Origin of the sequence: Pseudomonas sp. EA_65y_Pfl2_P78 (assembly GCF_963970495.1) — a bacterium.
In the GTDB taxonomy this organism is placed as follows: Bacteria; Pseudomonadota; Gammaproteobacteria; order Pseudomonadales; family Pseudomonadaceae; genus Aquipseudomonas; species Aquipseudomonas baetica_A.
Map to the genome: position 1 here is coordinate 30,887 of NZ_CAXAON010000017.1, position 10,000 is coordinate 40,886.

General features: G+C 60.8%; 8 protein-coding genes. All 8 read right to left on the bottom strand.

Annotated features, from left to right (window positions below; translation table 11 throughout):
* Positions 1–214: 214 nt before the first annotated feature.
* Genes pseI through AACY02_RS14960 form a run of 8 tightly spaced genes read right to left on the bottom strand, consistent with a single transcriptional unit; the run spans position 215 to position 10,000 of the window.
* On the bottom strand, positions 215–1,267 hold the full coding sequence (gene pseI / locus AACY02_RS14925; RefSeq protein ID WP_339432617.1) for a pseudaminic acid synthase: 1,053 nt from the start codon (positions 1,265–1,267) through the stop codon (positions 215–217).
* The gene (pseG, locus tag AACY02_RS14930; protein ID WP_339432618.1) at positions 1,260–2,765 is read right to left on the bottom strand and encodes a UDP-2,4-diacetamido-2,4,6-trideoxy-beta-L-altropyranose hydrolase; all 1,506 of its coding nucleotides are present in this window, start codon (positions 2,763–2,765) and stop codon (positions 1,260–1,262) included. Before pseG ends, pseI begins: the two co-directional genes overlap by 8 nt.
* Positions 2,762–3,457, bottom strand: a complete 696-nt coding sequence (gene pseF / locus AACY02_RS14935) for a pseudaminic acid cytidylyltransferase (protein ID WP_339432619.1) — start codon at positions 3,455–3,457, stop codon at positions 2,762–2,764. The genes pseG and pseF overlap by 4 nt, the downstream gene beginning before the upstream one ends.
* Positions 3,454–4,074, bottom strand: a complete 621-nt coding sequence (locus tag AACY02_RS14940) for a pseudaminic acid biosynthesis-associated methylase (RefSeq protein WP_339432620.1) — start codon at positions 4,072–4,074, stop codon at positions 3,454–3,456. Before AACY02_RS14940 ends, pseF begins: the two co-directional genes overlap by 4 nt.
* Before the next feature lie 31 nt (positions 4,075–4,105).
* A complete protein-coding gene (gene pseC / locus AACY02_RS14945; protein ID WP_339432621.1) occupies positions 4,106–5,263 on the bottom strand; it encodes a UDP-4-amino-4,6-dideoxy-N-acetyl-beta-L-altrosamine transaminase in 1,158 nt (385 codons plus the stop codon).
* Entirely contained in the window at positions 5,260–6,261 is a 1,002-nt protein-coding gene (pseB, locus tag AACY02_RS14950) for a UDP-N-acetylglucosamine 4,6-dehydratase (inverting) (RefSeq protein WP_339432622.1), read from the bottom strand. Before pseB ends, pseC begins: the two co-directional genes overlap by 4 nt.
* A 30-nt stretch (positions 6,262–6,291) precedes the next feature.
* Positions 6,292–9,207 carry a TIGR00180 family glycosyltransferase gene (locus AACY02_RS14955; protein WP_339432623.1) on the bottom strand — a complete coding sequence of 972 codons (2,916 nt, stop codon included), beginning with the start codon at positions 9,205–9,207 and terminating at the stop codon, positions 6,292–6,294.
* A gap of 55 nt (positions 9,208–9,262) precedes the next feature.
* A complete protein-coding gene (locus AACY02_RS14960) occupies positions 9,263–10,000 on the bottom strand; it encodes a cephalosporin hydroxylase family protein (protein WP_339432624.1) in 738 nt (245 codons plus the stop codon).

Below are 10,000 nucleotides of genomic sequence, written 5' to 3' on the forward strand. Positions count from 1 at the left end.
ATATAAAACAGCCCAAAACCACCGCTCGCAAGGATTCGAGGGGCGCCGACAAACAGAAAATGGCTGCCACAACGGGCAGCCACGGGGAGCGCATAGGGCTGTCACTGAAACCGATACACGGCCAGGCGCCATCTCCCCGCTCAATACAATACAGTGAAGATGCGCGTTATGACTCGCAGGTCACGCTATTTTGCCGAATCGGATGCAGATTGGGTTATTCGACCAACGACCAATCCAGCGGCGTACCACGCTTGATCGGTGCGCGAGCGCGACGCCCGAGGACAGCATCGGCGTGCTTGGGCGCCAGGCCAAGGCCGGGCCGAATGGCGCGCAGATTGTCACCGGAAAAGGCTTCGCCGGCAGCCATGTCGGCAGTCACATATAGAGAGCGCCGATAGACCAGTGACTTGCGTTCGACTTCGGTGACGCCGTAATGCACCTGCCCCATGGCCTGCCAGGCACGCTCGGTTTCGATGACCAGACTGGCCAGCTCTGCGGGCTCCAGCGAGAAACTGGCATCCACACCACCTGCCGAACGGTCGAGGGTGAAGTGCTTTTCCACCACTGTCGCCCCGAGGGCCACGGCGGCCACCGATACGCCCAACCCCATGGAGTGATCGGAAAGCCCCACTTCACAATCAAACAATTCCCGCAGATGCGGGATCGTACGCACATTGCTGTTGAGCGGGGTCGCCGGGTAAGTGCTGGTGCATTTGAGCAGCACCAGATCCTTGCACCCGGCCTCGCGGGCGGCGCGCACGGTTTCATCCAGCTCAGCGATGCTGGCCATGCCGGTGGAGATGATCAGCGGTTTGCCGGTCGCAGCCACACGGCGGATCAACGGCAGATCGGTGTTTTCGAAACTGGCGATCTTGTACGCCGGCACATCGAGGCTTTCGAGAAAGTCCACCGCCGTGGCATCGAACGGCGTCGAGAACGCGAGCATGCCCAACTCTTTGGCCCGGGCAAAAATCGGCGCGTGCCACTCCCACGGGGTGTGGGCCTTCTCGTACAGATCGTACAGCGAAGTACCGGCCCACAAGCTGTTTGGTTCCTTGATGAAAAACTCACCCTCGGCCAGATCCAGAGTCATGGTCTGCGCCGTGTAGGTCTGTAACTTCAAGGCATGGGCGCCTGCCTTGGCGGCGGCCTCGACAATCTGCAGAGCCACCGCCAGCGACTGGTTATGGTTGCCGCTCATTTCGGCAATGATGAATGGCGGCGCATCGGCACTGATCAGACGCTCGCCAATTTTGAAACTACTCATCGCGGTGATCCTTCAAAACCTTGGTGAACGCGCAGGCACTTTGGGTGAATCCGGCGTCACTAAACACATTCAAAGAGGGACGATTGTCCGGCAGGACCTGCGCCGTAATGGCTCTCAACTGCGGCCAGTGTGCAAGGACGAACACCTCACCTCGCGCCAGCAGCGCCCTGCCCCAGCCAAGACCGAACCGTCCCTCCAGCAGGTAGAGCGAAACTTCGGCCTCAAAGCCACGCAGGTCATAACGCAAGACGCCGACCGGACCGTCATCGGCCTCGGCGATCAATAGCAAGCGATGCGGATTGCGCAGGCTCCCATTCAGCCAGTGCAAATGCTGCGGCCACGCGATCGCGCCGCTGTCCAGCGACCAGCACTGCACAGTCTCGGCATTGCGCCCGTCGAACAGCAAGTGCGCATCATCGAGCGTCGCCGTGCGCAGCTTGAGCACCGCACCGGCCAACGCCGCCGCCACCCGCAACGCACCGCGCCCATCCACCAGTTGCCGCGAACGTTCCGACAAGCTCTGGCGCAGATAAAAATTGTCGACGACAAAACCGATGGCGTCGCGCAGTTGTTCGACGCTGACCTGCTCACGGGCGCCCATGAACACATGCGCCCCCGCCGCCGCCATCACTTCGCCGTTGGCCTGCTGATTGTTCGACACTGCGATGCACAGGGTTGGCAGGCCCAGGGCCGCACGCTCCCAACTGGTGCCGCCACCGGCGCCGATGAACAGATCGGCGCCGATCATGCGCTGCTGGAAATCGCTGACGAAACTGTGCAGGCGCCAGTGCGGCCGTGTTTCGGCCAGTGCCTGCATTTGCTCCCAGGCCGGATTGTCTGCACCGGCGACGAAATCCACTTCCAGATCAGTGAAATCCTGCAGCGCGAGCATCGCGTGATGAGTCTGCATCGCCACATCGAAACCACCAAAATTCACCAGCACCCGACGGGCCTTGGGTTTGATCTCGATGGCCGGACACACGAACTCTTCACGCAACATGGCGTAGCGTGGACCGAGCAAAATGCGGCAATCGGCGGGCAGCCGCGGCGCGTAGTTCTCGGTGACTCCGGACAGATTCTGATTGAGCAGCAGATCGACGCTGTAATGACGGGTGGCGAGATCGTCCACCGCCGCGATCCGTGGCGCCCAGCGACGGGCCGCGGTTTGCCAGTGATGATCGAGGCCGTAATGGTCGGCGATGATCCAGTCGAACCCGGTATGCCCCTCCAGCAACGATGCCAATGCATCGATATCGGCCTGCCACGGCAGCATCGATTCGATGGCCTGCTGGGGGTCTTCGTCGGGGTAAAAGTCCGGTAACGCGAAGGTTTCAAAACCCTCATCGCTCAGCGAATTGAGCCGATGCCCCGACAACCGCCGGCAGGCAAACGCGACATGACTACCCTGCTTGCGCAGCACCCGCGCCAGCGTCAGACAACGGGCAATATGGCCACTGCCGATGGTCGGCGAGGCGTCAGCGCGGATCAGCACTCTCATTGAAGTTCTCCGCCGGCCTTGAGCGCGGCGTAGAGGTATTCGGCGCGTTTCCAGTCTTCCAGCGTATCGATGTCCTGCACCAGATGCCGCGGCACAATTACCGGCAGGCTCGCGGGGGAATACAGCACCTCACCGCGCAGCCAAGCCTCGCTAAGGCCCCAGTAGAACTGGCCGGCGTCCTGAAACGCTTCGGGCAGATCCTGCGAGCGGGTATCGCGAAATTCCGGGTACAACGCAGTGAGCGCACCCTGCCCGTCCACCGTCAGCGCCCGCTGCACGGGGAAACCAAAGCTGCACACGGAAAACGCAAACGACTTCTGCGGATGCTGCTGCAGCAACCCTAAGCCCTGACGCAGAAAGCGCGCCTGCAACAAGGGCGCGGTGGCGTACACGCAGCAGGCGTAATCGAAGGCCGGGAGCTGCTGCAAGGCATGCGTGATCACCGCAGCGGTGCCGGTGAAATCATTCGCCAGTTCAGCCGGACGCAAGAACGGCACTTGCGCGCCATGGGCCAGCGCCAGTTCGGCAATTTCGGCGTCGTCGGTACTGACCACGACCTGTTCGAACAGGCCACTGTCGAGCGCCGTACGGATCGAACGGACAATCATCGGCACGCCGTCGAACGGCAACAGGTTCTTGCGCGGGATGCGTTTGCTGCCCCCGCGCGCCGGGATGATTGCGACGTTGCTCAAGGGCGTTTTTCCAGCAGGAACCAGGTGACATCGTCCGCCGGGAACTGCGGATCGCGGTGGTAGACGAAACCGTAATCGAGCAGTTGCAGATCCGGATAGCGATCAAGTATTTCCCCGGCGAAATCGCGCTTGAACAGTTTGCCGCTGTTGCCGCGATAAGACACTTCCACCGGCGCCGGGTTGTAGTACTCGGCGATCAGAATGTAGCGCTGACTCAACGCGTACAGCTGCGCATAGGCAGTCGGCAGCAACTCCGGCGCCAGATGGATCAACACGCCTTTGCTCAGGGTCAGGTCGTAACTGCGCTCGCGGGGAAAGTCGAACAGCGAGCCGTGCCAGATCTGCGCGATACCCAGTGCCCGCGCCTGAGCGCAGGCGCTTTCGTTGATCTCGACCCCGAACAGTTCACTTTGCGGCAGCAGTTGATGCAGCGCCTGCAGGTTGTTGCCGGCATTGGTGCCCAGTTCCACCACGCTGTCGATGCGCCCTGCGCGGCTCAGGGCCTTGGCGAACAACGCCAGGTTGGCCGCTACCAGTGGCTGACCGACGTTGCGATCGACGTACTGATTGCCGAAATCGCCCTGCCAGAATTTTTCCTGCTCACTCAGATCACGCATTACACAGTCTCACTCGCCGCCGTAGCGGGATTTATTCGGTCAGCCGGCGCAATTGCTCGACCACATGATCCTGCTGCTCATCACTGAGCAACGGATACAGCGGCAGGCTGATCGCCTCGGCGTAATAACGCTCGGCTTCGGGGAAGTCACCTTCGGCAAAACCCAGGTCGCGATAGTACGGCTGCAAATGCACAGGAATATAGTGCAGGTTCACGCCGATGCCGGCGGCACGCAAGCCTTCGAACACCTGACGGTGGGGCAGACCGATGCGCTCGGTCTGCAAGCGCACCACGTACAGGTGCCACGCCGACTCCGCCTCCGGCTGCGCGCTAGGCAAGGTCAGCGGCAGATACGCCAGCAAACGGTCGTAGCGCGCCGCCAGTTCGCGGCGACGGGCGATGAACCCATTCAGCCTGTTCAGTTGCGACAGGCCCAGCGCCGCCTGCAAATCGGTGATCCGGTAATTGAAGCCCAGCTCGATCTGCTGGTAATACCACGGGCCGTGACTGGGTTCGCTCATCTGTTGCGGGTCACGGGTCATGCCGTGGCTGCGCAGGCGTTGCAAGCGCTCGGCCAGTTGCGGACGATTGGTCAGCACCATGCCGCCTTCGCCACTGGTGATGATCTTCACCGGGTGGAAACTGAATACGGTCATCGCCGCAAACTCCCCGCAACCCACCGGACGCCCGGCATAGCGGGCGCCCACGGCGTGCGAGGCATCTTCGATCACGGTGAAGTTATAGCGCTCGGCCAGTTCGGCAATCTTGCGCATATCGCAGCTCTGCCCGGAAAACGCTACCGCCACCAGCACTTTGGGCAACGTGCCGTCCTGCTCGGCCTGATCGAGCTTCGCTTCGAGGGCGAAGGCATCGAGGTTCCACGTCAGCGGATCGATATCGACGAAATCCACGTCGGCGCCGCAATAGCGCCCGCAGTTGGCCGAGGCCAGAAAGGTGTTCGGCGTGGTCCACAAGCGATCGCCCGGACCAAGGCCGGCAGCGAGGCAGGCGATGTGCAGCGCCGCCGTGGCGTTACTCACCGCTACCGCGAAGTCGGCTTGGCAACGTTCGGCCATCGCCTGCTCGAAGCGCTCGATGCTCGGACCCTGGGTCAGCCAGTCCGATTGCAGCACCTCGACCACCGCATCGATGTCCGCCTGATCAACGCTCTGGCGACCGTAGGGAATCATGCCGACAACTTCGCGTGCAGCTCGGCGATTTGCCCGACCGAGAGGTAGTGCGGATTGGTGTCGGAGCGGTATTCGAAATCTTCACTCACTGGCCGGCCACGTTCGCCGAGCTTGTCGATGGAGAAATCGACATCGACGCTGGTAAAGCGGATCGACGGCTGGATGGTGTAGTGGTCTTCGAACTCCAGGGTCATCCGCGCATCGTCCAGCGGCACCATCAACTCATGGAGCTTTTCGCCGGGGCGAATGCCGACGTTCTTGTGCGGCAAGTGTTCAGCCATGCCCCGCGCCAGATCGACGATGCGAATCGACGGGATCTTTGGCACGAACACCTCACCGCCGTGCATGCGCGCAAAGCTATCGAGGACAAACTGCACGCCGTGGTCGAGAGTAATCCAGAACCGCGTCATGCGTTCGTCGGTAATCGGCAACTGCTGCGCACCGTCGGCAATCAGCTTGCTGAAGAACGGCACCACCGACCCCCGCGAGCCCGCCACGTTGCCGTAGCGCACCACGGCAAAACGGGTTTGTTGTTCGCCGGCAATGTTGTTGGCGGCGACGAACAGCTTGTCCGAGAGCAACTTGGTCGCACCGTACAGGTTGATCGGGCTGGCGGCCTTGTCGGTGGACAGCGCCACAACCCTTTTCACGCCGTTGTCGATGGCGGCGGCGATGATGTTCTCCGCGCCATTGACGTTAGTGCGGATGCATTCGGTCGGATTGTACTCCGCCGCCGGCACCTGCTTGAGCGCCGCCGCGTGCACCACGTAGTCGATGCCGCGCATGGCCTGACGCAGGCGGTCGGCGTCGCGCACGTCACCGAGAAAGTAACGCATGCATGGTGCGTTGAACGTCTGCTGCATTTCGTATTGCTTCAACTCGTCACGGGAGAACACCACCACGCGCTTGGGCTGGTATTGCTCAAGCAGACGGGCGATGAATTTGCGCCCGAACGAGCCGGTGCCGCCGGAGATGAAGATCGATTTTCCGTTGAACATGTATTGATTCCTCTTCCCTGTCCGGCAGGCTTAAGCGAGCAACTGTGCCCAATCCAGCGCAGGGCTGTCAGTGAGCACGTAACCTTTGCCGTGCAGGCTCAGGTTGGCGTTGTAGGCCTGATCCTGGGCGAAAGCGGCTGCCCATTTTTCCATCAGAGCCGCGAGCGCTTTCGGTGCCTGCGGCAACTCGCCCTGATGGATGACCTGCACCGCGGGTGTCCAGACGGTCAGATAACCGGCCTGCCCCGCGCTCAGGCACAGATCGACATCGCTGAAACCATCAACAAAGGCGCTGTCGTCCAGCCCCCCCAAAGCGTCGAACAGTTCTTTGCGGACCATCAGGCACACGCTCGATACCGCCGAATAGTTCTGTTCCACCGTCAGGCGATGCAGGTACCCGTCAGCGTCGTGTTTCTCACCGACGAAAGCCGAACCGACGCCACCGTTCATGCCGAGGATCAGACCGGCCTGACTGATCTTGCGATCACGGTCGATCAGTTTCGGACCGACCACGCCGACCTCCGGACGCAGGGCGTGGTTGAGCAGTGAGTCGAGCCAGTTCGGGTTGACCACTTCTGCATCAGCAGCCAGCAACACCAGATACTCGCCCCGCGCCTGACGACTGGCCGCGTTGAACAACGCCGTTTCGCTGAACGCCCGATCGGTGCGCAGCACCTGGACTTTGGAGTGCTGATAGGTGCCGAGCCAGTCATTGAGCTCTGCCGTTTGATCCGCCGCGGCGGCGATCAGCACTTCATATTGGTGATAACGGGTGCGCAACAACACGCCTTCGAGGCAACGTTGCAGCACCGCCAGATTGTTACCGGCCGGAATAATGATCGACACCAGCGGGCGATCACTGTGGTGGTAGTCGATCTGGTAAACCCCGGGTACCGCAGAAGTGACCTTGGCCTTGTAGCCGCGATTGCCCAAATGACGCAGCAACGCCAGACGCTCGTCAGGATTCTCTGCCAGTTCTGGGGCTTGGGTAATCAGCAGCGGCTCATCAAGGTGCGCCAGGCTGTTGAGGCCATGCTCTTCGATCAGGCGCAACAGCACATCAAGCTCCAGCGCCTTGCTGAAGTCGGCGCGGTAACCTCCGATTTCCACCAGCGCATCGCGGCGGACCAACCAGTGCCGCGCCATCAGGGTTGGCAGGCTCAGCAACAGGTCGAGGTTGAAACCTGGTCGGAACACGTCCACCAGTACACCGTTTTCCTGGCGCTGGATTTCGTCCGTGGACACTGCACGGCAATCGCCGGCGTTCATCAGTTCCAGACTGGCACGCAGCAGGCCACTGGCGGTGAACTCATCACCAGCCTCTGCCAGCAGCAACCAGTCGCACGGCGACTGACGCGCACTCTGATTGAGCTTGTCGACCAGATTGCCCGGTGTCACCCGGACAAAGTGCAGGGTGTTCTGTGAGGTGGTTGCGGCCGGTGCTTCGCCGGTGGTGAACACGACAATCCGGAAGGCCTTGCACTGCCCTTCCAGCAAGCTGTCGAGAGAGACCTGAATCTTGTCAATGTCGCCATCCAGATCCAGCAGAAAAATGCCGAACTGCGGGCCACCGCCATTCTCCGCCAGATGTTGGCTGATTGCCGCGACCTGCTGCTCGTCTGGTGCGCGTGCGGCCAGCCATTTGAGCAGGCGACCGGACTGCATCTTTTCCATGACTGCATGATGATCTTCGATGGTCAAAGCTTCGAGGCGCTCGATCCATGCCTGCATATCCCGGGCTTCTTCTGCTTCGCCCATCGACACCAGTTGCGTCGCCAGACGCTTGACCACGGTACGGTTGAACGCATTCAGGTCATGGGCCTGCCAGAGACGGTCGAGCACACTCTCCGGCGTGTCGTTGTTGCGTGCTTGCAGCAAGTGCGCCTGACGGGTCCAGACGCCCTCAAGCCCTTCCAGTTGGATGCGCCCCGCCGGCATGGCGTGCAGCATGAATTCGAACTGCGCCAGGCGGTCGAAGAACGCCTCGTTGTAGAACGGCATTTCGACGTACTGCAATGGCCCGAACCGGCGATCCGGCTGCTTGAGTTCCTGATTCCAGGTGGACTGGATGATCAGTTCCGCCGTCAGTGCCCGGCCCGATTGCAGGCTGTCGACCATCGCTTCGAAACTTCGCAGGGCGAACGCCTTGCCCTGCTCGGCGTCGAGATTCTTGACGTCGGTCGGCAGCGCGGCGAGGAACTCGGCAAACGCTTCACGCTCGGCTACTGACTTGGCATCGACGTAGGTCAGCGAGTGATACACCTCGGTACTGTGTTCGGACGCACCATAGTTGATCTCCCGTACCACATAAGGCATTGGCAGAATCCGCGCCTTGGCACTGGCCAGCAGGTAGTAGACATGGCCGATTTCCTGCCATTGAAAACTGGTGCCCGGCGGTAGCGCCGAGTGCCATTTCTTCATCAGGTCAGTACGGGTCACCGCGTAAAACGGCGGGATGTACTGACGCATGTAATCGATGACCCGATCCTCAGCCTTTTCAGCGCAGTAGTCTTCCTGGACCTTCTTGTCGCGGCGGTAGTAGCTGACGCCACCGGCCAACGTCAGGTACATCAGGCAATAGCCGTGGCACATGCCGTAATCCGGATTGGCATGCAGGAAGCCAACGGACTCAGCCAGGGAGTCGTGCAGGATGAAGTCATCGTCAGCCGCCAGCACCATGTAAGGCGTGGTCAGTTGCTCCACACCATAAGCCAGTTTGGCCTGCATGCCCCAGTAGGCAAATTGCGGCACATGATGGTAATCGACAGCGGAAAAATCCCCTTCCGGCCGCTCGGGTGTGGAGTCCAGCACCATGATCCGGCAGGGCAAGCTGCTGTAATACTTCACCGCCCGGCGCAGAAACGCCGGCCGATTGTGAGTAATCAGCACCACGGTCAACAGCTCGTTGAGCGGTAGCGCCAGTTCAGAACTGTACTTGCCTTGCATAACTTCTCTCCACAACCGGCGACTCGCCGAGATAACGCTTTGGTGATGTTGCGAATTAACGAACGCGACGCAGATAGCCGTCCGGCGCCACGGTGATCAACAGTTTGTTTTGCAACTGCTGGTCGATCTCGAAATCCTTGTTCTCTTCCAGGTATTTCCATACCGCGGTTTTCGGATTGTCGCCCGGACCCCATGGACGATCCGGGAAGAAATCGGCGGGCATGTCTTCGACCACGGTGTCCATGACCACACAGTAGCTGTCGACCGACACCAGCGGTGCGTACAGGCGCAGCTCTTCGAGGACGTGATCGTGGGTGTGGTTGGAGTCCAGTACCAGAATGACCTTCTTGCCTTTGGCGGCGGCTTGCACCTGGGCAGCGATGGCCGCGTCGATGCTCGAGCCTTCGATCATTTTGATGCGCTTGGCCATCGGGTGGCTTTCAATCGCTTCACGGTTGTGTGGGCGAATGTCGAGATCGATGCCCAGTACTTCGCCGTGACCCTGCAGCTCCAGCAATGAGGCGTAGTAGATGATCGAACCGCCGTGGGCGATGCCGCATTCGATGACCAGATCCGGCTTGACCTGCCAAATGATCTCCTGCATTGCCATCATGTCCTGAGGCAACTGGATGATCGGGCGGCCCATCCACGAGAAGTGGTAGCTGTACTTGTGTTTGGCCGATTCGTTGAAGAAATCACGGGCCAGGCCAGTGAGTTTCTGGTCGTCACCCTGCTGGGCGATCTGCTCACGGCATTCGGCTTCGAAGGCTTGATTGATGCTGTTGTCGGTCAT

Excerpts from the sequence above, each read along its gene's own strand:
- AACY02_RS14955 (WP_339432623.1), bottom strand. The coding sequence starts at position 9,207 with ATGCAAGGCAAGTACAGTTCTGAACTGGCGCTACCGCTCAACGAGCTG.
- pseI (WP_339432617.1), bottom strand. The coding sequence starts at position 1,267 with ATGAGTAGTTTCAAAATTGGCGAGCGTCTGATCAGTGCCGATGCGCCG.
- AACY02_RS14940 (WP_339432620.1), bottom strand. The coding sequence starts at position 4,074 with ATGCGTGATCTGAGTGAGCAGGAAAAATTCTGGCAGGGCGATTTCGGC.
- pseG (WP_339432618.1), bottom strand. The coding sequence starts at position 2,765 with ATGAGAGTGCTGATCCGCGCTGACGCCTCGCCGACCATCGGCAGTGGC.
- AACY02_RS14960 (WP_339432624.1), bottom strand. The coding sequence starts at position 10,000 with ATGACCGACAACAGCATCAATCAAGCCTTCGAAGCCGAATGCCGTGAG.
- pseC (WP_339432621.1), bottom strand. The coding sequence starts at position 5,263 with ATGATTCCCTACGGTCGCCAGAGCGTTGATCAGGCGGACATCGATGCG.
- pseB (WP_339432622.1), bottom strand. The coding sequence starts at position 6,261 with ATGTTCAACGGAAAATCGATCTTCATCTCCGGCGGCACCGGCTCGTTC.